Genomic DNA, 21,749 nt, shown 5'->3' on the forward strand with positions numbered 1-21,749 from the left:
TAACTTTCCTTGTTGATCACTTGTAGCGGTAGACAATCCGCCCGCGGTTCAGGTCATAGGGCGTGAGCTCTACAACCACCCGATCCTCGGGCAGGATACGAATGTAGTGCTGACGCATTTTGCCGGAAATATGGGCCAGAACTTCGTGCCCGTTTTCCAGCTCGACCTTGAACATCGCGTTGGGCAGCGCTTCGATCACGCTACCTTCAACTTCGATGACGCCGTCTTTCTTCGCCATGTTCCTCGCTAACAGTGTTGCCCGCACCGGATTGTGCGGGACATCAAAATCGGTGCGCAAGCGTGCGCCATACGGGCACACGGCACCGACGTTCAATACTACTGCACGAAGCCGCCCCTACGTAAGGGGCGGCAGCGATGTTATGGGTCACGTGTAGTGCGAGAATTGCGCGGGGAACGGTTGTGCGCGGTGCACTTTTAGTACGACGGCGCAGCTGCGGCGCGCAGGCCCTTAGCCCAGAACCGCACACCTTCAGTACGACGGCGCGGCTTAGTCCCCGAGGGGTACCGGCACCACGCCGTACTTAGCGAGGCGGGCCGCTCCCCCATCGGGCTCGTTGAGCACCCAGATACCTCCGGCGTGCTTGGCGATTTGGCTTTCCCAATGGCAGGCATCCTGGCCGTCCGCGGTTTTAACCGTCCAGCCATCGGCCAGGGTGATATTCTCCTGGGAGCCTGCGGTAAGAATCGGTTCGATGCACAGCACCATGCCGGCCTTGAGCCGGGGCCCGCGCCCGCGGGTGCGGTAGTTGAAGACCGTGGGGTCTTCGTGCATGGCCCGCCCGATGCCGTGCCCGGTGAATTCTTCCACGATGCCCGGTTCGGGATCTTGGGCTACCACGAAATCGTCGATAGCCGCCCCGATATCGGATACAAATTTTCCGGTGGCCATCGCGGCGATACCCACCCACATGGATTCTTCCGTAATATCGGAGAGCCGCTGGCGGGCGGCCATCTGCTTCTCATCCCCACCCGGAAGAACAATGGAGAAACAGGAATCCCCATTCCAGCCGTTGAGGAGCGCCCCGCAGTCGAAGGAGACCAAGTCTCCCGGCTCCAGGATTTCCTCTTCGCTGGGGATACCGTGCACCACGGTGTTATTCACCGAGATGCAGGTCTGGGCCGGGTAATCGTAATACCCGTAAAAATTCGAGACGGCCCCGTGTGCCTCCAAGACGGCCTTGGCGCGCTGGTCGAGCTGCGCCGTCGACATTCCGGCTTTCACGTGGGCGCGCAAGTCATCGTGAATCGCGCGCACCACGAGCGCGGCCTGGCGCATGCCCAGGATATCCGCCTCGCTGCGAAGATTAATCATCGGTGCGCCTACCGGCCCAGGAAATCGCGCAGCGCGCTATCAATCGCGGCCGCGACTTCCTCCACGGTACCCAGGCCATTGACGGAGACCACGAGCCCGCGGCTGGCGTAGGCGTCGATAATCGGCTTGGTGGTGGCGTGGTACACCTCGATGCGGTGGCGGATAACATCCTCGGTATCATCGGCACGGCCCTGCTCGAGGGCGCGCCCGAGGAGGCGCTGGACCACCACGTCGTCGTCGGCCTGCAATTCCACCACGGCGTCCACGTTCTTCTCACCGAGCATGGCATCCAGGGCGCTCACCTGGTCGAGGTTGCGAGGGTAGCCATCCAGGAGGAAACCGGCGGCCGCATCGGCTTCGCCCAGGCGCTCCTCCACCATCTGGTTGGTGACGGAATCAGGAACCAGCTCGCCCTTTTCCGAATAGGAGGCCGCCAGGCGCCCGAGTTCATCCTGGGCCTTGGCGTGCGCGCGGAACAGGTCACCGGTGGAAATCGCCGGGATACCGTAGCGCTGCGCGATACCGGCCGCCTGGGTGCCTTTGCCCGCGCCCGGGGGGCCAACCAAAATCAAACGTACTGACATGAGTGGCACCTTTCTGTGTTATCGATGCGGAGCGCCCGCGCGCCCCGCCTGAAAGAAGGGGCGAGGCCGCGTTAGCGGATACCGCCGAGGAAGCCTTCGTAGTGGCGCTGCTGGAGCTGGGCGTTGATGTCCTTGACGGTCTGGAGGCCCACACCCACCAGAATCATGATGGAGGTACCGCCGAAACCGGACTGTACGATGCCGAGCGCGCTGAAGAGCAGCAGCGGGATGAGGGCCACGATGGTGAGGTAGGTGGCGCCCACCCAGGTGAGGCGATTCGAAACAAAGTGGAGGTAATCCGCGGTGGGTTTGCCGGCGCGCACATTCGGAATGAAGCCGCCGTACTTCTTCATATTGTCCGCCACTTCGTCTGTATCGAAGGCGATGGAGGTGTAGAAGAAGGTGAAGGCGAAGGTGAGAAGCGCGTAGGTGAGGATATAGGCCCAGCCATTGTGCTGGAAATTGCGCTGGATCCAGATCACCCACGAAGAGTTCTGATTCCCGAAGGTGGAAATCATGGTGGGGAGCATGAGGATCGAGGAAGCGAAGATCACCGGGATAACGTTCGCCATATTGATCTTGATGGGCAGGTAGGTGGTGGACCCGCCGTAGGTGCGCCGGCCGATCACACGCTTGGCGTACTGGACCGGAATGCGGCGCTGGGACTGCTCCACGAAGGTAACAACCAGGGTGATGAGCGCGAAGACCACGATCACGATGAGGAGGGTACCGATGCCGTGCCCGGCGTAGATCTGACCCATCATCGAGGGGAAGCCGGCGCAAATACCCGTGAAGATGAGGATGGACATACCGTTACCCACCCCGCGTTCGGTGATGAGTTCGGCCATCCACATGATGAGGCCGGTGCCGGCCGTCATGGCGAGGATGGTCATGGTGTAGGTCCACCAGGTGGCATTCGGGATCACCGGTTCTTTGCAGCCGGCGAAAAGCGTGAAGTTCGCGGTGGCCACCACAACCGAGGACTGGAGCAGGCCCAGCCCGATGGTGAGGTAGCGGGTGTATTCCGTCAGCTTCGCGGTACCCGACTGCCCCTGCTTATGCAGTTCCTGGAAGCGCGGGATCACCACGCGCAGCAGCTGCACAATAATCGAGGCCGTAATATAGGGCATGATTCCGAGGGCGAAAACGGAGAGCTGCATCATCGCGCCACCTGAGAACAGGTTGAGCATATCGATGAGATCCTGCGCGCCCGACTGCTGCGTGGTGCACTCCCGAATATTACTCAGGCTCACGAACGGAGCCGGGATGAAGCTGCCCAAGCGGTAAATCACCATAATCATCATGGTGAAAAGCAACTTGCGGCGCAGATCCGGGGTGCGGAAAGCAGCTGCGAAAGCCTTAATCAAGATTCCTCCTGATGGTGACGGATCGCGCGGGGCAGTCCGTTATCGTCGAGAACCGTCGGGTGACGGAAATGGGGACAAGCGTATTTTCTGGGAAAGTACGTACGACGGCGCACCGGCCACGCTGCTTATTCGCCACTGAAAGCAATCTTTCCGCAGCAAAGCAATACTTCAGCAGGGCTGCCTGCGCCCAGAAAAAAGCTCGCCCCCGCCATAATAGCGGGGACGAGCAAATTTCGCACTGTTCATCCACAGAGTGTGGGTGAGTGCTCAGTCAAACGGTGGCCGTGCGGCCAGCGCGTATTACTTGGATTCGACCTGCGGCGCGGAGATAGAACCCCCGGCAGCCTCGATCTTTTCCTTAGCCGAATTCGACCACGCTTCCACTTCGACGTCGAGCTTGACGGAAATCTCACCGGTTCCGAGAACCTTGACCGGGGAGTTCTTGCGAACCGCGCCCTTGGCGACGAGATCCGCCGAGGTCACCTTCCCACCTTCGGGGAAGAGCTCGCCGAGCGCCGAAACGTTAATGACCTGGTATTCGACCCGGAACGGGTTCTTGAAACCGCGCAGCTTCGGAAGGCGCATATGCAGCGGCATCTGGCCACCTTCGAAGCCGGGACGCACGGTATTACGTGCCCGGGTACCCTTGGTACCGCGACCGGACGTCTTACCCTTGGATCCTTCACCGCGACCAACGCGAATCTTCGCCTTGTTCGAACCGGGAGCCGGACGCAGGTCGTGCAGCTTAATGATGGAATCCTTTTCTGCTTCCGCCATTAGTCAACCTCCTCCACCGTAACGAGGTGAGCCACGGCGCGAACCATGCCCTTCACCTCGGGGGTATCCTCGCGCACAACGGACTGACCGATCTTGCGCAGACCGAGCGTGCGCAGGGTGTCCTTCTGGCGCTGGATCGCACCAACAACACCCTTCACCTGGGTGATCTTAAGATTTGCCATTACGCACCAACTCCCGCGGCCGCGGCCTCATTTTCCGCCTTGGCGGCTTCGGCCTCTTCGATCTCGCGTTCCTTGGCTTCCGCTTCGGCGCGGGCCCGCAGCATAGCTTCGGGAACGACGCGCTCGATGGGGAGCCCACGCCGGGCGGCAACCGCTTCGGGCTGCTCAAGCTGCTTGAGGGCAGCCACGGTGGCGTGCACGATATTGATCGCGTTCGAGGAACCGAGCGACTTGGAGAGCACATCGTGAATACCCGCGCACTCCATAATGGCGCGCACCGGGCCGCCGGCGATAACGCCGGTACCGGGAGCGGCCGGGCGCAGCAGCACAACGCCGGCGGCGTCTTCGCCCTGCACCACGTGCGGGATGGTCCGCGCGATACGCGGGATGCGGAAGAAGTTCTTCTTCGCTTCCTCGGTACCCTTGGCGATAGCGGCGGGAACTTCGCGGGCCTTGCCGTAGCCGACACCCACGAGGCCGTTGCCGTCGCCCACCACCACGAGGGCGGTGAAGGACATCCGGCGGCCACCCTTGACCGTCTTCGCAACGCGGTTAATGGTCACCACGCGCTCGATATAAGCGTTCTTTTCTTCACCGCGACGGTTGTCACGGCGGTTCTCACGACGGTTGTCGCGGCGGCCGCGACGACCTTCGTTGCGATTTTCCCGGCCGTTCTGGGCCGGATCCTGCTGCTCTGCAGCCATTTTCCTCTGCCTTTCCTCAGCCGTTAGAAATCGAGTCCTGCTTCGCGCGCACCTTCGGCGACAGCTGCAACGCGACCGTGGTACTGGTTGCCACCGCGGTCGAAGACCACGGCGCTGATCCCAGCGTCCTTGGCGCGCTGACCGACGCGTTCGCCGACCTTCCGCGCGATTTCTGTCTTGGTACCCTCCGCTTCGCGCAGGTCAGCCTCGTAGGACGAGGCGGCCGCGAGAGTGCGGCCCACGACGTCGTCGATAACCTGGGCGTAAATATGGCGGTTGGAACGCGAAACCACGAGACGCGGCCGCGCGGCGGTACCGGAAATACGCTTGCGCAACCGGAAGTGGCGGCGCGCACGAGCGATGTACTTGCCCTTGCCCTTGATGGTAACAGCCATCACTTACCAGCCTTTCCAGCCTTGCGACGAATAACTTCGTCCGCGTACTTGACACCCTTGCCCTTGTAGGGTTCGGGCTTACGAAGCTTGCGAATCTTCGCTGCGGTTTCACCCACGAGCTGCTTATCGATACCCGAGACCGTGAACTTGGTCGGGGTCGTCACCGTAAAGGTGATACCCTCGGGAGCTTCGAAAAGAATCGTGTGGGAGTAGCCCAGCGAGAATTCGAGATCAGAACCCTTGGCGACCACGCGGTAACCGGTTCCGACGATTTCCATCGCCTTGGTGTACCCGTTGGTGACGCCCTCGATCATATTCGCGACGAGGGTGCGGGTCAGGCCGTGCAGCGAACGCGATTCGCGCTCGTCATTGGGCCGGGTCACCAGAACCGTATTGTCATCAACATTCACCGCGATCGGCTCGGCCACGGAGAGCGCGAGCTGACCTTTGGGGCCCTTGACGGTGACGTCCTGGCCGGAAACCGACACGTCGACGCCGCCGGGGATAGCGATGGGAAGCCTACCAATTCGAGACATTATTGCACCTACTTCCCATTACCAGACGTAAGCGAGGACTTCCCCGCCAACGCCCTTATCCTTGGCCTCGCGGTCCGTCATGAGGCCGGAGGAGGTGGACAAAATAGCCACACCCAGGCCGTCAAGAACGCGCGGCAGGTTCGTGGACTTCGCGTAAACGCGCAGGCCCGGCTTGGAGATGCGCCGGACGCCAGCAAGGGCGCGCTCACGGTTCGATCCGTACTTCAACGTGAGGGTGAGAGTCTTGCCCACCTGGGCACTCTCCACCTCGTAGGAGTCGATGTAGCCTTCGCGCTTCAAGATGTCCGCAATATGGGACTTAATCTTGGAGTACGGCATAGACACCGACTCATGGAACGCCGAATTGGCGTTACGCAGACGCGTCAGCATGTCTGCGATTGGGTCAGTCATTGTCATTTTGGGCTGTGGCCCTTCCTCGTCGCGGTTTCCGATGGACCTGCGACGTAGTCTTTACCAGCTGGACTTCTTAACACCGGGGAGTTCGCCGCGCAGGGCCAACTCACGCAGGCAAATACGGCACAGGCCGAACTTGCGGTAAACGGAATGCGGACGGCCGCACCGGTTGCAACGGGTGTACGCACGAACGGCGAACTTCTGCTTACCGGCGGCCTTTTGCTTCAGAGCGGTCTTTGCCATATTTAGGCCTCCTTGAAGGGGAATCCGAGATGCTTGAGAAGAGCGCGCCCTTCGTCGTCGCTCCCGGCAGAGGTCACCACGGTGATGTCCATACCGCGCACGCGATCAATCTTGTCCTGGTCGATCTCGTGGAACACGGTCTGTTCGGTCAGACCGAAGGTGTAGTTCCCGTTGCCGTCAAACTGCTTGGGCGAAAGGCCGCGGAAGTCGCGGATACGCGGCAGCGCGGTGGAAATAAGCCGGTCGAGGAATTCCCACATGCGGTCACCGCGGATGGTGACGAAGCACCCGATGGCCTGGCCTTCACGCAGCTTAAACTGCGCGATGGACTTCTTGGCCTTGGTGATCATCGGCTTCTGGCCGGTAATCGCCGTCATATCGGCGACGGCGCCGTCGAGTACCTTGGAGTCACGCGCAGCATCACCCACGCCCATATTCACCACGACCTTGACGATCTTGGGAACCTGGTTGACATTGACGTACTTAAATTCTTCCTGGAGTTCCGGGATGATGTGTTCCCGGTACTTCACCTTGAGACGGGGGGTATCGCTCACAGTTCGATTTCCTTCCCGCCGCGGCGTCCGATGCGCTCACGGACAATCTTCTTCTTGCCGTCGCGCTCCACCTCTACCTCGCGGTAGCCCACGCGAATCGGCTTGCCATCGTGAACGAGGGCAACGTTCGAAATGTGAATCGGTGCTTCAACGGTTTCAATACCGCCGGTGGTGCCGCCCCGCGAGGTCTGCCCCACACGCACGTGCTTCTTCACGCGCTGGACGCCTTCCACGATGACGCGATCACGCTTGGTATCAACGGAAAGCACGCGCCCCTGCATACCCTTATCGCGCCCGGCGATAACTTGGACGAGATCATCCTTCTTAATCTTCGCCATTAGATCACCTCCGGAGCCAGCGAAATGATGCGCATGAACTTCGCGTCGCGAAGCTCACGCCCAACGGGCCCGAAGATACGGGTGCCGCGGGGTTCGCCGTCGTTCTTCAACAGCACGGCTGCGTTTTCGTCGAACTTGATGTAGGACCCGTCCTTGCGGCGCGTTTCCTTAACTGCACGGACGACGACCGCCTTGACGACGTCGCCCTTCTTTACGTTTCCGCCCGGAATAGCATCCTTGACGGTGGCGACGATGGTGTCACCAATTCCGGCGTAGCGCCGGCCGGAGCCGCCGAGCACGCGGATGCACAAAAGTTCCTTGGCACCGGTGTTATCGGCGACGCTAAGCCGCGTCTCCTGCTGGATCATGTGTTTCTATCTCCTATTGTCGTGCCGGTTCTCGGATTCGAGCCTTGCCGAACGAATGGGTTCGCGCGAACTGCGCCGGCCCAAACGCCTTTGGCCCACATGCGAGGGCCGCCTGCGTTCAGGCCGGTCACATTCGCTCAAGCTAGGAAAGCCCTAACTACTTCGCCTTCTCGATGATCGTAACGACCCGGAAGTGCTTGGTCGCGGAGAGCGGGCGGGTTTCCATAATGGAAACCAAATCGCCTACGCGAACTTCGTTATTTTCGTCGTGCGCCTTCACTCGCTTGGTGCGGGTAATAACTTTACCGTATAGCGGGTGCTTTACGCGATCTTCAACTTCAACAACAACGGTCTTGTCCATTTTGTCGGAGACCACGTAGCCGCGCAGCGACTTGCGATGATTACGTGTTTCGGTGCTTGCGTTCTCGCTCATCTCATCCTCACTTACTGAGCGGCCGGAGCGGTTCGAATGTTCTTCTCCCGCTCGCTCTTAATGGTGTAAATGCGAGCAATCTCGCGACGAACTTCCCGCAGGCGGCCACTGTCCTCCAGGCGGTGAGTCACCGCCGAGAAGCGGAGGTTGAACAGTTCCTTCTTCGACTCGGCAAGCTTCTCGAGAAGCTCCGCGTCGGTCATCGCGTCGAGTTCCGCGGTGGTCAGTCCCTTAGCCATTACTCAACCTCCTCACGGGTGATAAAGCGGGTCTTGATGGGCAGCTTGTGCTGGGCGCGGCTCATGGCCTCACGGGCGAGAGCCTCATCCACGCCGGCCATTTCGAACATGACCCGGCCGGGCTTGATATTGGCAACCCAGGTTTCCACCGGGCCCTTACCCGAACCCATACGCACGCCGAGCGGCTTCTTGGTGAGCGGGCGATCCGGGAAGATATTGATCCAGATCTTACCGCCACGCTTGACGTGACGCGTCATGGCAATACGGGCTGCTTCAATTTGACGATTGGTGATGTAGGCCGGCTCGAGCGCCTGGATGCCGTATTCACCGAAAGCCAGCTGAGTTCCGCCCTTGGCCATACCCTTACGGTGCGGACGGTGCTGCTTGCGCCATTTAGTACGACGAGGAATCAGCATGAGTTATGCCTCCGTTCCGGTTGATTCCGGCGCGGCCACCGGAGCTTCGGCTCCGGCCGCCGGGCTCTGAGCCTGTTCGCTGCGGGCTTCCCCACGCTGGCCACCGCGACCGCGACCGGCGCCGCGGCGACCGCGACGATCCGAACGGCCCCCGCGCCCACCGCGCGGAGCTTCCGCGAGGCTGCGGTAGTACTCAGCGTCGGTCAGATCACCGCGGTAGATCCACACCTTCACGCCGATGCGGCCGAAGGTGGTACGCGCTTCGTAGAAACCGTAGTTGATATTCGCGCGCAGGGTGTGCAGCGGCACGCGCCCTTCGCGGTAGAACTCGCTGCGCGACATTTCGGCGCCACCCAGACGGCCCGAGCACTGCACGCGGATGCCCTTGGCACCGGCGCGCTCGGCGGACTGGATACCCTTGCGCATGGCGCGGCGGAAGGACACGCGCGAGGCGAGCTGTTCCGCGATACCCTGCGCCACGAGCTGGGCGTCAGCTTCCGGGTTCTTCACTTCGAGAATATTGAGCTGCACGGCCTTACCGGTCAGCTTCTCCAGATCAGCGCGGAGGCGATCAGCTTCCGCACCGCGCCGGCCAATGACGATGCCGGGGCGAGCGGTGTGGATATCCACAACCACGCGCTCGGCGCGGCGCTCGATGTGCACGCTGGAAATCCCGGCGCGCTCGAGCGTCTTTTCGATCATGTCACGGATTTTGACATCTTCGAGGACGTAGTCCGAGTAGCGCTGCCCCTTCTTGGTGGAATCAGCGAACCACTTGGAGCGGTGGTCGGTCGTGATGCCGAGACGGAACCCAATAGGGTTGACTTTCTGTCCCACTAGCGGGCCCTCCTCTGGTTCTTGGTCTTGGGCTTCTCGTCGGTAACGATAACGGTGATGTGACTCGTCCGCTTGTTGATGCGGTTCGCCCGGCCCTGGGCACGCGGCTGGATACGCTTCATCGTCGGGCCTTCATCGGCGTAAATTTCGCCAATGAACAGCTCGGACTCATCGAAGCGCTCCCCCGCCTGCTCGGCGGCGTAGCGCGCGTTGGCGATGGCCGACTCCACGATCTTACGAACCGGAGTGGCGGCCGCAAACGGTGCGAACTGCAGTACGTCAATAGCGTCCAGGGCGCGCCGGCCGCGGATGGTGTCCACGACACGACGGGCCTTCATGGGCGACACGCGCACGAAGCGCGCCTGCGCCTTTGCTTCCATAGTTCTGCCTTACTCTCTCGCTCGAGGCCCCGGCTTAGCGCCGGCGGCCCTTTCGGTCGTCCTTGTCGTGCCCGCGGAAGGTGCGGGTCGGGGCGAACTCCCCGAGCTTGTGGCCAACCATGGATTCGGTAATGAATACCGGCACATGCTTGCGTCCATCGTGCACTGCAAAGGTGTGACCCAGGAAATCGGGGGTGATAACCGACCGACGCGACCAGGTCTTGATTACGTTCTTGGTGTTCTTCTCGTTCTGCTCGTCGACCTTCTTGTAGAGGTGCTCGTCGACGAACGGACCCTTCTTCAAACTGCGGGGCATCAGCTAATCCTTCCTCAGCGCTTCTTGCCGGTCTTGCGACGGCGCACGATGAGCTTGTCGCTGGCCTTGTTCGGACGGCGGGTACGGCCTTCCTTCTTGCCCCACGGGCTAACGGGATGGCGCCCACCGGACGTCTTACCTTCACCACCACCGTGCGGGTGGTCCACCGGGTTCATCACAACACCGCGGACGGTCGGGCGCACGCCCTTCCAGCGCATACGGCCGGCCTTACCCCAGTTGATATTCGCCTGCTCGGCATTGCCGACTTCACCGACGGTGGCGCGGCAACGCACGTCCACGTTACGGATTTCACCGGAGGGCATACGCAGCTGCGCGTACTTGCCTTCGCGGGCAACCAACTGCACGGAAGCGCCGGCGCTGCGGGCGATCTTGGCCCCGCCCAGCGGCTTGAGTTCCACATTGTGCACCGTGGTACCGAGCGGGATATTGCGCAGCGGCAGGTTGTTGCCGGGCTTGATATCCGCATTCGGACCGGTTTCGATGAGATCGCCCTGCTTCACGCCGCGGGGAGCAACGATGTAACGCTTCTCGCCATCAACGAAGTGAAGCAGCGCAATGCGCGCGGTGCGGTTCGGATCGTATTCAATGTGCGCAACCTTGGCCGGCACGCCGTCCTTATCCCAGCGACGGAAGTCGATGAGACGGTACTGGCGCTTGTGCCCACCGCCCTTGTGACGGGTGGTGATGCGTCCCTGGTTGTTACGCCCACCGGTCTTCTTCAGGGGACGAACGAGGGACTTCTCCGGGGTCGAACGAGTGATCTCGGCGAAGTCGGCAACGCTCGCACCGCGACGACCCGGGGTCGTCGGCTTGTACTTACGAATTCCCATGAGTTCTTATTCCTCAGTTCCTCGAATCGCCTATTAGACGATTTCGCCGTAGATGTCGATGGAGCCTTCACGCAAGGTGACGATGGCCCGCTTGGTATTCTTGCGCCGCCCGATGCCGTTGCGCGTACGCCGGGTCTTGCCCTGGCGGTTCTGCGTATTGACGGAGGCAACCTTGACGCCAAAAATCGCTTCGACGGCCTGCTTGATTTCGGTCTTATTCGAACGCGGATCAACGAAGAAGGTGTACTTACCCTGTTCTTCGAGCAGCGCGCTCTTCTCCGACATCACCGGGGCGAGGATGACATCGTGCGGGTTCTTATTCCAGAAGTTACCGTTCTCAGTCATTACTTCTCATCCTTCTTGGTGTTCTTCTCCACGAACGCGCCGAGCGCGGCTTCGGTGAAGATAACGTCGTCAGCAGCAAGAACGTCGTAGCTATTGAGCTGATCAACGTAGAGGACGTGGATCTGCGGGAGGTTGCGCACGGAGAGCACCGAGGCGTCATCTTCACGCTGGACCACGACGAGCGCCTTGCGCCCCTCGTTCATCTTCTCGATGAGCGTACGCGCCGCCTTGGTGGACGGGGTCTCATCGGCAACAAAAGCGGTCACGGCGTGAATACGCTCGTGGCGAGCCCGGTCCGAAAGGGACTGCAGCAGCGCGGCCGCGATCATCTTCTTGGGGGTGCGCTGCGAGTAGTCACGCGGCTGCGGGCCGTGGACAACGCCGCCACCGACCCACTGCGGAGCGCGGATCGAACCCTGGCGGGCCCGGCCGGTCCCCTTCTGGCGCCACGGCTTCTTGCCGCCGCCGGACACCTGACCGCGGGTCTTCGTGGCGTGGGTACCGAGGCGAGCGGCAGCTTGCTGCGCGTTAACGACCTGGTGGACCAGCGCCATATTGAAGTCGAGATCAAAGAGCTGAGCCGGGAGGGTGGCCTGCGAGGTCACCTTGCCGGTTTCATCGAGAACGTCAATCTTGAAGTCTGCCATTGTTAGGCTCCCTTCACGGACGTGCGGACCACAACCGAGCCACCCTTTGCACCGGGGATGGCGCCAACCACGAGCAACAGGCCGTTCTCGAGGTCAACGGAGTGGATGGACAGATTCTGCACCGTGACACGGTCCTGACCCATGCGACCAGCCATGCGCAGACCCTTGAAGACGCGCGAGGGGGTGGCGCAGGCGCCGATGGAACCGGGCTTGCGGTGGTTGCGGTGCGCACCGTGGGAGGCCGACACACCGGCGAAGCCGTGACGCTTCATCACACCGGCGAAGCCCTTACCGCGGGAGGTACCGATAACGTCAACGGACTGACCGGCTTCGAAGATATCCGCGGTCAGTTCCTGCCCGAGCGTGTATTCACTGGCATCGGGGGTGCGGATTTCCGCCAGCTTCTTGCGCGGCGTAACACCGGCCTTAGCGAAGTGGCCCTGGAGCGGCTTGGTGACGTTCTTCGTCTTTTCATCGCCCGAGGCGAGCTGCACGGCGGAATAGCCGTCAACCTCGGGGGTGCGAACCTGGGTCACCACATTGGTGCCCACGCGCACAACGGTAATGGGAAGGAGGCGCCCGTCCTCATCCCAGAGCTGGGTCATCCCCAGCTTCGTGCCCAGCAACGCCTTCACGGGCTTGCTGGCAACAGCTTGCTTGGAGTTCATTGCGTATTACCTCAGAGCTTGATTTCCACGTTGACGTCAGCCGGAAGATCGAGACGGCGCAGGCTGTCAATCGTCTTCAGGGTGGGATCCACGATGTCAATAAGGCGCTTGTGTGTGCGCATCTCAAAGTGATCGCGGGAGTCCTTGTACTTGTGGGGCGAGCGGATAACGCAAAAAACGTTTTTTTCCGTCGGCAGCGGGACGGGTCCCACCACGGTCGCGCCGGTACGCGCAACTTCATCGACGAGCTTCTTGGCCGCGCTATCAATGACCTCGTGGTCATATGACTTCAGCCGAATGCGGATCTTCTGTCCCGCCATGGCGCGTCTACCTCTCTTTAGCTTCGGTGCCCGGTACCCGCACTCGGGCGTGTCGTACCGGAGGTAAATCTAGTAGCCATGCCCTATGTGAGGTTACGGAGAACCCTTTATACGATAATCGGCGTTGGGTAACCGATTAAGTTCCTTCGCTCGTAATCCGAGCAACTTGTTAAGTATGCCAAAAACTTCGGCGTACTTTCAAGACTTTCACGGCGAACGTGCGCCGTTTCTCATTCCCAGCGAGCCCGAAGGCCTGCCGGCACGGGTAAAAATTTTACCGAAAGGCCGCGTTTCGTGCAAGAAACGGTTGCGGTGAAGCGCTTCACGTCGCGGTACGACGACGCCGCAGCCTCCCGGACTCTCGGCCACGCGGGCCGCCAGCGGCGCCGTCGCCCCACCCTTGCCCCGGATGCCGCCACCACCTAGCATGGCCTTAAGTGATCTACATCGCTTAGCAGCGCGGATGCTGCGGGCGGGTGATCATCCACCATACCGAGGAGGTAGACAAAGATGTCCTATCGATCAACAAATCCCTATACCGGTGAGGTGCTCGCCGAGTTCCCCTATGCCACCGATGCCGAGGTGGATAAGGCCCTCGAGCTGGCCCACGAAACATTCCAGACGTGGAGCCGCACCTCCATCGCCGAACGCGCCGCTATTTTGCGCCGCGCCGCGGATATCGCGGAAGAACGCGCGAGCGAACTCGGGGCGCTGGCCACCCTGGAAATGGGCAAACTCATTGGGGAAGCCACCGGGGAAGCCGGCGGCACCGTTCCAACAATGCTGCGTTGGCTCGCTGATGAAGCGGAAAATATTTTAGCTCCGCGCCCTGTCAGCTCCACCGCCGCACCTTTTGAAGGCTATATTGACTATCGCCCGGAGGGCGTCGTCGTCGAAATTGAACCGTGGAACTTCCCGTACTACCAGGCCATTCGCGGTTTCGCGCCCGCAATGCTCTGCGGCAACACGGTTATCCTCAAGCACGCGTCGATTTTGCCGCAATGCGCCGCAGCGATTGTCCAGGTGCTCTACGATGCCGGGCTGCCGCGCGGGGTATGGCAAAATCTCTACGCCACCCACGCGCAGGTGGAGCGGCTCATCAGCGACGACCGGGTACGCATTGTTACGCTCACCGGCTCAGAAGCTGCGGGAGCGAAAATCGCGCAGCTCGCGTCCCGGCACCTGAAGAAATCCGTGATGGAACTGGGTGGTTCCGATCCCTTTATTGTTTTGGACGACGCCGATATTGAGGCCACCATCCAGCTGGCAATTATGGGACGCTGCTTCAATGCCGGCCAGGTATGCGCCTCCCCCAAACGCATGATCGTTCCCGATGCGCTCTATGACCGTTTCGTTACCGGCCTCAAGGAGAGCACCGCGCAGCTGCGGCCCGGGGACCCGGCAACAGAAGACACCACCGTGCCGCCCATGTCGTCCCGCGAGCAGGCCGCCACGGTCAATGATCAGATTCGGCGGGCTATCGAAGGCGGGGCGAGCGCCACTCCCCTGGGCCATATCGTTCCCGAGGGAGATACCTGGGTGCAGCCCACCCTGCTCGAAAACGTGGAGCGGGATAACCCCCTCTTCTACGAGGAGATTTTCGGGCCGGTCTGGAGCGTGTACCGGGTATCCTCGGAAGAAGAAGCAATCCGACTGGCTAATGATTCGTGCTACGGGCTGGGCGGAACGGTTCATTCGGTAGACGTTGCGCATGCCGCGCGCGTTGCCGCCCGGGTAGATACCGGCACCGTTGCTATTAACTCCCCGGTTCCCGCTGTTCCCGCCGGCATGCCTTTCGGCGGTGTCAAGCGCTCCGGTTTCGGGCGCGAGATGGGCTACGAAGGGGTACGCGAATTCGCCAATATCCAGTCGATTCTTCTCCCGGAGGGAATCTCCGCGGCGGAGTTCCTCTCCTCGCTTTCAGGAAAGGAGTAAGCATGAAAGCAGCAGTAGTCAATTCTGTGGGCGGTGGGTTCACCATCGAAGATATCGAAATTGCCGAACCCATCGGGCGCGAGGTACTTTTCGACGTCAAGGCTTCCGGCCTGTGCCGCTCGGATCTCACGCTCTCCACCACCAATTTCGGTTTCCCCTTCCCGCAGGTGCTCGGGCACGAAGCCGCCGGCGTGGTTACTGCCGTAGGCCCGGACGTGAAGGAAATCAAGGTGGGTGACCACGTGGTTGCCTCCCTCATCCAGTATTGCGGACACTGCCGGGCCTGCCGCGAATCACGCATGTACGAATGCGAATTCCCGGAGGAAACACTACGCGGCCCAGACGAAGCCCCGCGGCTGAGCCGGAAAGGCGAACCGATTTTCCAAACCTACGGCATTGCCGGCTTTGCGGAGCAGGCGCTCGTGCACGAACACCAGATCGCGAAGATCAACCCGGACATGCCTTTCCCGCAGGCCTGCGTGATCGGCTGCGCGGTCATTACTGGCGCGGGCGCGGCTCTCAATACCGCGCGGGTACGCCCCGGTGACACCGTGGCGGTGGTGGGCTTGGGCGGAGTGGGCCTGAGCATCGTCAACGGCGCCCGCATTGCCGGGGCCAGCCGGATTATCGGGGTGGATACCAACCCGGAGAAGGAAGAATTCGGAAAGAAATTCGGGATGACCCACTTCGTGAACGCGGGCGACCGGGATGTTATCGAGCAGATCTTCGCCGCGACCGAGGGGCGCGGGGTGGATAAGTCCTTCGAGGCTCTCGGCATCGTGCCCACGATGGAGACGGCCATCGCCGCCACCCGCCAGGGTGGGGACGTGTACGTAGCCGGGGTCTTCAAGCCGGAGATGGAGTGGACCATTAATCCGCTCAACGAATTCTTCGTGCACCGGCGCCATATCCACGCGGTGTACATGGGGAATACCGATATTAAGACCGATATTCCCCAGTACGTGGAGTTCTACCAGCAGGGCCGCCTCCACCTGGATGACCTTGTCGCCACGGAAATTGCCCTTGATGATATCGACGCCACCTATAAGGCGATGGTGGATCATCACGCCGGGATTGGGCGCGTGGTTATCACGTCCTTCTAGCGGGTGGGCCGCGCGGCGGCGTGCTAGAGCAAAGCCGCGAGTTCAGCCAGGGGGAACTCCCCCACATCCACGGTGAAAGCGCCGGCATTGCGGGCCGCGGCCAGCCCCGGCCCGGAATCCTCGAAAGCGAGGCAGCTCTCAATAGGAACGCCAAGGCGCTGCGCACCCAGGAGGTACGGGGCGGGATTCGGTTTACCGGGGACGTCATCATCCCCGGTAACCGCCGCCTCCAGCCTGCTTCCCGGCCCGGCCAGGAAGATTTCCACCGGGCGGCCCGGGGTGGCCGTAACAAGTGCCTGCGGGATGCCGGCCGCGGAGAAAGCATCGAGGAGCTCAGCCGCCCCGTCAATAAGTTCCGCATCGGCCATATGATCGGCCATGGCCCTTAGCACCTCAGCAAACATTTTCCAGGGGTCCACTTCTCCCCCGCCGCGGCGTACCGCGGCCATCATGCGCCGCCCGTGCGCAATCGTATCCGCACCGCGGATCGCCAGCACATCCTCATCGGTCCAGATTCCACCGTGGGAACGCACCACATTTCCAGATACCCGGGCCCATTCCTCTTCAGAATCCACCAGGGTGCCGTCCATATCCCAGAGTACCGCGGCCGGAGCGACAGATCCCGCCGAGCCTGCAGCACCCACCGCTGCCGGGGCTGCGTTTCCTGCTGCCGGGGCAACGCTGCCCGCCATATCACCGGGAAACCCGATTTTCTTATACACGTCCTCAAGAGCCATAGCGCCACTCTGCCAAGTTCTGCGTCGTCGTGCAAATATACGACGGCGCGCAAGCATCCCCGCGCGGTTGCGCATCGCGCAGCGGCGCACCTGTACGGCACGCAAGCATCAAGCGTAACGGCGCACCGCACAGCGCCCCTAACACCCACGCATAACAAAGGGACCCTAGCGCAGTGCTAGGGTCCCTTCCCGCCTCGCGGCGGACGTTTTGCTCAGTTACCCGGTGACCGGGTAGCTGCGCCCAGATGCATCAAAGTTACTTGATGATCTTGGTGACGCGCCCTGAACCAACGGTGTGGCCGCCCTCGCGAATAGCGAAGCCGAGGCCTTCTTCCATGGCGATGGGCTGGATGAGCTCAACCGACATCTCGGTGTTGTCGCCGGGCATAACCATCTCGGTGCCTTCAGGCAGCGTGATGACGCCGGTGACGTCCGTGGTGCGGAAGTAGAACTGCGGGCGGTAGTTGGAGAAGAACGGGTTGTGACGGCCGCCTTCTTCCTTCTTCAGCACGTAGACCTGAGCTTCGAACTGGGTGTGCGGGGTGATGGTGCCGGGCTTGGCCACAACCTGGCCGCGCTCAACATCTTCACGCTTGGTACCGCGGAGCAGCAGACCGCAGTTTTCGCCGGCTTCGGCGTAGTCCATCTGCTTGTGGAACATTTCGATACCGGTGACGGTGGTCTTCTGGGTATCGCGGATACCGAGAATTTCCACTTCCTCGTTGAGGTTGAGGATACCGCGCTCCACACGGCCGGTGACCACGGTGCCACGACCGGTAATGGTGAAGACGTCCTCAATCGGCATGAGGAACGGCTTATCGGTGTCACGCACCGGATCCTCGAAGTAGTTGTCCACCTGGTCCATGAGCTCTTCGATGGAAGCAACCCACTTCGGATCGCCTTCCAGCGCCTTGAGAGCGGAGATCTTCACGACCGGGAGGTCATCGCCCGGGTACTCCTGGGAGGACAGAAGTTCACGAACTTCCATTTCCACGAGTTCGAGCAGCTCTTCGTCGTCAACCATATCGGACTTGTTGAGAGCAACGATGATCTGGGGCACGCCAACCTGACGGGCGAGCAGCACGTGCTCGCGGGTCTGGGCCATCGGGCCGTCGGTCGCCGCAACCACGAGGATCGCGCCGTCCATCTGGGCCGCACCGGTGATCATGTTCTTGATGTAGTCCGCGTGGCCGGGGGCGTCAACGTGTGCGTAGTGACGCTTCTCGGTCTGGTATTCCACGTGGGACACGTTGATGGTAATACCGCGCTGGCGCTCTTCGGGAGCGTTGTCAACCTGATCGAACGGGGTGTACTCGTTCAGATCCGGGTACTTATCCGACAGAACCTTGGTGATAGCAGCGGTCGTGGTCGTCTTTCCGTGATCGACGTGACCGATGGTGCCAATGTTCATATGCGGCTTGGACTTATCGTACTTGGCCTTCGCCACTGGGCCCTCCTGGGACTCTAGAAATTACTTACAGCTATGTGGATGATGCTCGCGCATAATCCGGTCTGTTCCGAACAGTTACCTATTGTAAACGAAACCGGCGACTATTCACCACGAGATTCCGCGATGATCTGTTCCGCAACGGCCTTCGGGACTTCGGCGTAGGAATCCATCTGCATGGAATACACCGCGCGCCCCTGGGTCTTCGACCGCAGGTCACCAACGTAGCCGAACATTTCGCTCAGCGGCACGTTGGCGCGCACGATCTTGACGCCCGTCGCATCCTCCATGGACTTGATCATACCGCGCCGGGAGTTCAGGTCGCCGATAACGTCGCCCATGTACTCTTCCGGGGTGCGGACTTCCACGTCCATGATGGGCTCCAGGAGCACCGGGTTGGCGCGGCGTGCGCCTTCCTTGAACACCTGGTTACCCGCGATCTTGAACGCCAGCTCCGAGGAGTCGACGTCGTGATAAGCGCCGTCTTCCAGGGTGGCCTTGACGCCCACCACCGGGAACCCGGCGAGGACACCATTCTGCATGGCTTCCTGGATACCCTGATCAACAGACGGGATGTATTCACGCGGAACGCGACCACCGGTCACGGCGTTGACAAATTCGTAAGTATCGCCGTCTTCGTTGGAGTCAAGCGGCTCAAACGTGACGATGACACGCGCGAACTGGCCCGAACCACCCGTCTGCTTCTTATGGGTGTATTCGACGCTATCGACCTTCTTGCGGATCGTCTCGCGGTAGGCAACCATCGGAGCACCGACGTTCGCATCAACCTTGAACTCACGCTTCATACGGTCGACGAGGATATCGAGGTGGAGTTCGCCCATACCGCCGATAACGGTCTGGCCGGTTTCCTCATCCTGACGAACCGTGAAGGTCGGATCCTCTTCCGCGAGCTTCTGAATAGCCACGGAAAGCTTTTCTTGGTCACCCTTCGACTTCGGCTCAATCGCCACGTGAATCACGGGCTCCGGGAAGGACATGGACTCAAGAATAATCGGGGCGTCCTGGGCGCAGAGGGTATCACCGGTGGTGGTATCCTTCAGCCCAATGAACGCGTAAATATGCCCGGCATGCGCTTCTTCAACAGGGTTTTCCTTATTGGAGTGCATCTGGAACATCTTGCCCACGCGCTCCTTGCGGCCCTTGACCGAGTTGAGCACCTGGGTGCCGGCCGAAACCTTACCGGAGTACACGCGGATGTAGGTGAGCTTGCCGTAGAAGGGGTGCACCGCAATCTTGAAGGCCAGCGCGGAGAACGGTTCGTTCTCGCTCGGGTGGCGTTCTTCGGTTTCGCCGTCTTCTTCGTGACCCGGCTTGAAGCCCTTGATAGCGGGAACGTCAATCGGGGCGGGCAGGAAGTTCACCACGCCGTCCAGCGCGGGCTGAATACCCTTGTTCTTGTAAGCCGAACCGGCGTACACGGGGTAGATTTCCGAGGCGATGGTGCGGATACGCAGACCCTTGATCATATCCTCGGTGCTCAGCTCGCCGTCCTCGAGGTACTTCTCCATGAGTTCATCGGAGGCTTCGGCGGCATCTTCCATGGCGGCCATACGCAGTTCTTCGGCCTTGGCCTGCAGTTCCGCGGGGATATCCTCTTCCACCACCACGGCGCCCCAGGTGTCATTACCCTGGGCGTCCTTTTCGGGGAAGCGGATGGCCTTCATCTTGAGGACATCCACCACGCCGGAGAAGTCATTCTCCGCGCCGATCGGGAAGGTGATGACAGTCGGGTGGGCGCCGAGGCGGTCCCGAATGGTCTGGACGGAGAAGTCGAAGTTAGCCCCCAACTTATCCATCTTGTTGATGAGGCAAATACGCGGCACATGGTACTTATCAGCCTGACGCCACACGGTTTCCGACTGCGGCTCCACGCCTTCCTTACCGTCGAACACCGCGATGGCGCCGTCCAGCACGCGCAGGGACCGCTCCACTTCCACGGTGAAATCAACGTGGCCGGGGGTGTCGATGATATTGAACTGCGTACCCTTCCAGAACGCGGTCACAGCGGCAGACGTAATCGTAATGCCGCGTTCCTTTTCCTGTTCCATCCAGTCGGTCGTCGAGGCGCCGTCATGGGTTTCACCCAGCTTGTGGTTGATGCCGGTGTAGAGCAGGATGCGTTCGGTGGTCGTTGTTTTGCCGGCATCGATGTGCGCCATGATGCCGATATTGCGAACCTTGGAAAGGTCCGTAAGCACTTCTTGTGCCACTTTTCGCTCTCTTCTATATCGCGGGTCAGATAACCCTGGTGATTACCAGCGGTAGTGGGCGAAGGCCTTATTGGCTTCCGCCATGCGGTGGGTATCCTCGCGGCGCTTCACAGCACCACCAAGGCCGTTGGAGGCATCGAGGATTTCGTTGAGGAGACGTTCCGTCATGGTGTTTTCGCGGCGCTGGCGCGCGAATTCCACCAGCCAGCGCAGGCCGAGGGCCGTGGAACGGCCAGCCTTGACTTCCACCGGCACCTGGTAGGTGGCGCCACCAACACGGCGGGAACGCACTTCCAGCTGCGGACGAATGTTATCCATAGCGCGCTTGAGAACCGCCAGGGCATCCTGCCCGGACTTTTCCGCCACGCCTTCCATCGCACCGTAGACGATGGACTGCGCCAGGGACTTCTTGCCATCCACGAGCACGCGGTTGACCAGCTGGGTCACCAGCTGGGAATTGTAAACCGGATCGCTAACCAGCGGACGCTTCTTAACCGGACCCTTACGAGGCATTACTTCTTCTCCTTCTTGGCGCCGTAACGGGAACGAGCCTGGTTGCGGCTCTTCACGCCCTGGGTGTCAAGGGCGCCGCGGACGATCTTGTACCGCACACCGGGGAGGTCCTTCACGCCACCGCCGCGAACGAGGACAATGGAGTGTTCCTGCAGGTTGTGACCTTCACCGGGAATGTACGCCGTCACTTCGATGCCGGAGGACAAGCGAACACGGGCAACCTTACGGAGCGCAGAGTTCGGTTTCTTGGGGGTGGTGGTGAACACGCGGGTGCACACCCCACGACGCTGGGGGCTCCCCTTAAGCGCCGGGCGCTTAGGAGCGCGCTTCTTCTTCGCGCGGCCCTCGCGGACCAGCTGCTGAATTGTAGGCACTACTTCTCCTGATAGACAGATGAATATTATAACGTTTGCCAAATCTGCCCGAACGCACACCGCTCATTACGGGACGGCCGAGGGCCGCCACAACAGACCCGCAAACAGGCAACCTAAACAAGAATAGCGGTTAATGCGAGGAGCCGTCAAAGCTTCGCGGGC

33 protein-coding genes are annotated in these 21,749 nt (G+C 61.0%); 3 read left to right on the forward strand and 30 right to left on the reverse strand.

The genetic code is table 11. The features are described 5' to 3' along the window. Nucleotides 1-16: 16 nt before the first annotated feature. The 25 genes from infA to rpsJ all read right to left on the reverse strand — a co-directional run bounded on the left by infA (nt 17) and on the right by rpsJ (nt 13,247). Nucleotides 17-238 (reverse strand): translation initiation factor IF-1, encoded by a 222-nt coding sequence (infA, locus tag CYJ17_RS08615; protein WP_016443080.1) that lies wholly within the window; start codon nt 236-238, stop codon nt 17-19. Nucleotides 239-508: 270 nt separating this feature from the next. Continuing rightward, the gene (gene map / locus CYJ17_RS08620; RefSeq protein WP_087070542.1) at nt 509-1,333 is read right to left on the reverse strand and encodes a type I methionyl aminopeptidase; all 825 of its coding nucleotides are present in this window, start codon (nt 1,331-1,333) and stop codon (nt 509-511) included. Between the two features lie 8 nt (nt 1,334-1,341). After that, nucleotides 1,342-1,917: an adenylate kinase gene (locus CYJ17_RS08625; RefSeq protein WP_026428272.1), complete on the reverse strand. Its 576-nt coding sequence runs from the start codon at nt 1,915-1,917 to the stop codon at nt 1,342-1,344. A gap of 71 nt (nt 1,918-1,988) precedes the next feature. Beyond that, nucleotides 1,989-3,284, reverse strand: a complete 1,296-nt coding sequence (gene secY, locus CYJ17_RS08630; protein ID WP_026428273.1) for a preprotein translocase subunit SecY — start codon at nt 3,282-3,284, stop codon at nt 1,989-1,991. 300 nt (nt 3,285-3,584) lie between these two features. After that, a complete protein-coding gene (gene rplO / locus CYJ17_RS08635) occupies nt 3,585-4,061 on the reverse strand; it encodes a 50S ribosomal protein L15 (RefSeq protein ID WP_087070541.1) in 477 nt (158 codons plus the stop codon). Continuing rightward, complete coding sequence (gene rpmD / locus CYJ17_RS08640) at nt 4,061-4,243, reverse strand: 50S ribosomal protein L30 (RefSeq protein WP_026428275.1); 183 nt, start codon at nt 4,241-4,243, stop codon at nt 4,061-4,063. Before rpmD ends, rplO begins: the two co-directional genes overlap by 1 nt. After that, complete coding sequence (gene rpsE, locus CYJ17_RS08645) at nt 4,243-4,947, reverse strand: 30S ribosomal protein S5 (RefSeq protein WP_026428276.1); 705 nt, start codon at nt 4,945-4,947, stop codon at nt 4,243-4,245. The genes rpmD and rpsE overlap by 1 nt, the downstream gene beginning before the upstream one ends. Nucleotides 4,948-4,970: 23 nt before the next feature. Then, nucleotides 4,971-5,342, reverse strand: coding sequence for a 50S ribosomal protein L18 (rplR, locus tag CYJ17_RS08650; RefSeq protein WP_016443087.1), 372 nt, complete (start codon nt 5,340-5,342; stop codon nt 4,971-4,973). Beyond that, nucleotides 5,342-5,878: a 50S ribosomal protein L6 gene (gene rplF / locus CYJ17_RS08655; protein WP_026428277.1), complete on the reverse strand. Its 537-nt coding sequence runs from the start codon at nt 5,876-5,878 to the stop codon at nt 5,342-5,344. The genes rplR and rplF overlap by 1 nt, the downstream gene beginning before the upstream one ends. An 18-nt stretch (nt 5,879-5,896) precedes the next feature. Then, entirely contained in the window at nt 5,897-6,295 is a 399-nt protein-coding gene (gene rpsH, locus CYJ17_RS08660) for a 30S ribosomal protein S8 (protein ID WP_026428278.1), read from the reverse strand. Between the two features lie 54 nt (nt 6,296-6,349). Beyond that, complete coding sequence (locus tag CYJ17_RS08665; protein WP_016443090.1) at nt 6,350-6,535, reverse strand: type Z 30S ribosomal protein S14; 186 nt, start codon at nt 6,533-6,535, stop codon at nt 6,350-6,352. A gap of 2 nt (nt 6,536-6,537) precedes the next feature. Next, nucleotides 6,538-7,089: a 50S ribosomal protein L5 gene (gene rplE / locus CYJ17_RS08670; RefSeq protein WP_016443091.1), complete on the reverse strand. Its 552-nt coding sequence runs from the start codon at nt 7,087-7,089 to the stop codon at nt 6,538-6,540. Then, a complete protein-coding gene (gene rplX / locus CYJ17_RS08675; RefSeq protein ID WP_016443092.1) occupies nt 7,086-7,427 on the reverse strand; it encodes a 50S ribosomal protein L24 in 342 nt (113 codons plus the stop codon). The genes rplE and rplX overlap by 4 nt, the downstream gene beginning before the upstream one ends. Then, complete coding sequence (rplN, locus tag CYJ17_RS08680; protein ID WP_016443093.1) at nt 7,427-7,795, reverse strand: 50S ribosomal protein L14; 369 nt, start codon at nt 7,793-7,795, stop codon at nt 7,427-7,429. Before rplN ends, rplX begins: the two co-directional genes overlap by 1 nt. Nucleotides 7,796-7,952: 157 nt before the next feature. Next, a complete protein-coding gene (rpsQ, locus tag CYJ17_RS08685; RefSeq protein WP_026428279.1) occupies nt 7,953-8,228 on the reverse strand; it encodes a 30S ribosomal protein S17 in 276 nt (91 codons plus the stop codon). Between the two features lie 11 nt (nt 8,229-8,239). Continuing rightward, nucleotides 8,240-8,467 (reverse strand): 50S ribosomal protein L29, encoded by a 228-nt coding sequence (gene rpmC, locus CYJ17_RS08690; protein WP_016443095.1) that lies wholly within the window; start codon nt 8,465-8,467, stop codon nt 8,240-8,242. Then, nucleotides 8,467-8,883, reverse strand: a complete 417-nt coding sequence (gene rplP / locus CYJ17_RS08695; RefSeq protein ID WP_016443096.1) for a 50S ribosomal protein L16 — start codon at nt 8,881-8,883, stop codon at nt 8,467-8,469. Before rplP ends, rpmC begins: the two co-directional genes overlap by 1 nt. A gap of 3 nt (nt 8,884-8,886) precedes the next feature. After that, nucleotides 8,887-9,720 (reverse strand): 30S ribosomal protein S3, encoded by an 834-nt coding sequence (rpsC, locus tag CYJ17_RS08700; protein WP_026428280.1) that lies wholly within the window; start codon nt 9,718-9,720, stop codon nt 8,887-8,889. Then, nucleotides 9,720-10,100: a 50S ribosomal protein L22 gene (gene rplV, locus CYJ17_RS08705; protein ID WP_016443098.1), complete on the reverse strand. Its 381-nt coding sequence runs from the start codon at nt 10,098-10,100 to the stop codon at nt 9,720-9,722. The genes rpsC and rplV overlap by 1 nt, the downstream gene beginning before the upstream one ends. Before the next feature lie 34 nt (nt 10,101-10,134). Further along, nucleotides 10,135-10,416, reverse strand: a complete 282-nt coding sequence (gene rpsS / locus CYJ17_RS08710; protein WP_026428282.1) for a 30S ribosomal protein S19 — start codon at nt 10,414-10,416, stop codon at nt 10,135-10,137. 14 nt (nt 10,417-10,430) lie between these two features. After that, nucleotides 10,431-11,267, reverse strand: a complete 837-nt coding sequence (gene rplB, locus CYJ17_RS08715; protein WP_026428283.1) for a 50S ribosomal protein L2 — start codon at nt 11,265-11,267, stop codon at nt 10,431-10,433. Between the two features lie 33 nt (nt 11,268-11,300). Next, nucleotides 11,301-11,612, reverse strand: a complete 312-nt coding sequence (rplW, locus tag CYJ17_RS08720) for a 50S ribosomal protein L23 (RefSeq protein ID WP_016443101.1) — start codon at nt 11,610-11,612, stop codon at nt 11,301-11,303. Beyond that, complete coding sequence (rplD, locus tag CYJ17_RS08725; RefSeq protein ID WP_087070539.1) at nt 11,612-12,259, reverse strand: 50S ribosomal protein L4; 648 nt, start codon at nt 12,257-12,259, stop codon at nt 11,612-11,614. The genes rplW and rplD overlap by 1 nt, the downstream gene beginning before the upstream one ends. 2 nt (nt 12,260-12,261) lie before the next feature. Then, entirely contained in the window at nt 12,262-12,927 is a 666-nt protein-coding gene (gene rplC, locus CYJ17_RS08730) for a 50S ribosomal protein L3 (protein ID WP_016443103.1), read from the reverse strand. An 11-nt stretch (nt 12,928-12,938) separates the two neighbouring features. Further along, nucleotides 12,939-13,247 carry a 30S ribosomal protein S10 gene (rpsJ, locus tag CYJ17_RS08735; RefSeq protein ID WP_016443104.1) on the reverse strand — a complete coding sequence of 103 codons (309 nt, stop codon included), beginning with the start codon at nt 13,245-13,247 and terminating at the stop codon, nt 12,939-12,941. Between the two features lie 294 nt (nt 13,248-13,541). Between rpsJ and CYJ17_RS08740 the strand changes: the two genes are divergently transcribed. The 3 genes from CYJ17_RS08740 (at nt 13,542) to CYJ17_RS08750 (ending at nt 16,285) form a co-directional block, all read left to right on the forward strand. Continuing rightward, nucleotides 13,542-13,673: a hypothetical protein gene (locus tag CYJ17_RS08740; RefSeq protein ID WP_257960040.1), complete on the forward strand. Its 132-nt coding sequence runs from the start codon at nt 13,542-13,544 to the stop codon at nt 13,671-13,673. An 84-nt stretch (nt 13,674-13,757) separates the two neighbouring features. Continuing rightward, complete coding sequence (locus tag CYJ17_RS08745; RefSeq protein ID WP_101657608.1) at nt 13,758-15,182, forward strand: aldehyde dehydrogenase family protein; 1,425 nt, start codon at nt 13,758-13,760, stop codon at nt 15,180-15,182. Between the two features lie 2 nt (nt 15,183-15,184). Then, nucleotides 15,185-16,285 carry a zinc-binding dehydrogenase gene (locus tag CYJ17_RS08750; RefSeq protein WP_087070537.1) on the forward strand — a complete coding sequence of 367 codons (1,101 nt, stop codon included), beginning with the start codon at nt 15,185-15,187 and terminating at the stop codon, nt 16,283-16,285. Nucleotides 16,286-16,308: 23 nt separating this feature from the next. On the opposite strand, the gene CYJ17_RS08755 is transcribed toward CYJ17_RS08750, so the two are convergent. The 5 genes from CYJ17_RS08755 to rpsL form a co-directional block, all read right to left on the reverse strand. Further along, nucleotides 16,309-17,022, reverse strand: a complete 714-nt coding sequence (locus CYJ17_RS08755) for an HAD family hydrolase (RefSeq protein ID WP_159455007.1) — start codon at nt 17,020-17,022, stop codon at nt 16,309-16,311. 256 nt (nt 17,023-17,278) lie between these two features. After that, nucleotides 17,279-18,469, reverse strand: coding sequence for an elongation factor Tu (tuf, locus tag CYJ17_RS08760; RefSeq protein ID WP_087070535.1), 1,191 nt, complete (start codon nt 18,467-18,469; stop codon nt 17,279-17,281). A gap of 104 nt (nt 18,470-18,573) precedes the next feature. Then, the gene (gene fusA / locus CYJ17_RS08765) at nt 18,574-20,700 is read right to left on the reverse strand and encodes an elongation factor G (protein ID WP_026428289.1); all 2,127 of its coding nucleotides are present in this window, start codon (nt 20,698-20,700) and stop codon (nt 18,574-18,576) included. Nucleotides 20,701-20,742: 42 nt separating this feature from the next. Beyond that, nucleotides 20,743-21,213 carry a 30S ribosomal protein S7 gene (gene rpsG, locus CYJ17_RS08770; protein ID WP_016443110.1) on the reverse strand — a complete coding sequence of 157 codons (471 nt, stop codon included), beginning with the start codon at nt 21,211-21,213 and terminating at the stop codon, nt 20,743-20,745. Beyond that, the gene (gene rpsL / locus CYJ17_RS08775; protein ID WP_016443111.1) at nt 21,213-21,587 is read right to left on the reverse strand and encodes a 30S ribosomal protein S12; all 375 of its coding nucleotides are present in this window, start codon (nt 21,585-21,587) and stop codon (nt 21,213-21,215) included. Before rpsL ends, rpsG begins: the two co-directional genes overlap by 1 nt. Nucleotides 21,588-21,749 lie beyond the last annotated feature (162 nt).

Origin of the sequence: Actinotignum timonense (assembly GCF_002860685.3) — a bacterium.
Taxonomy (GTDB): Bacteria; Actinomycetota; Actinomycetes; order Actinomycetales; family Actinomycetaceae; genus Actinotignum; species Actinotignum timonense.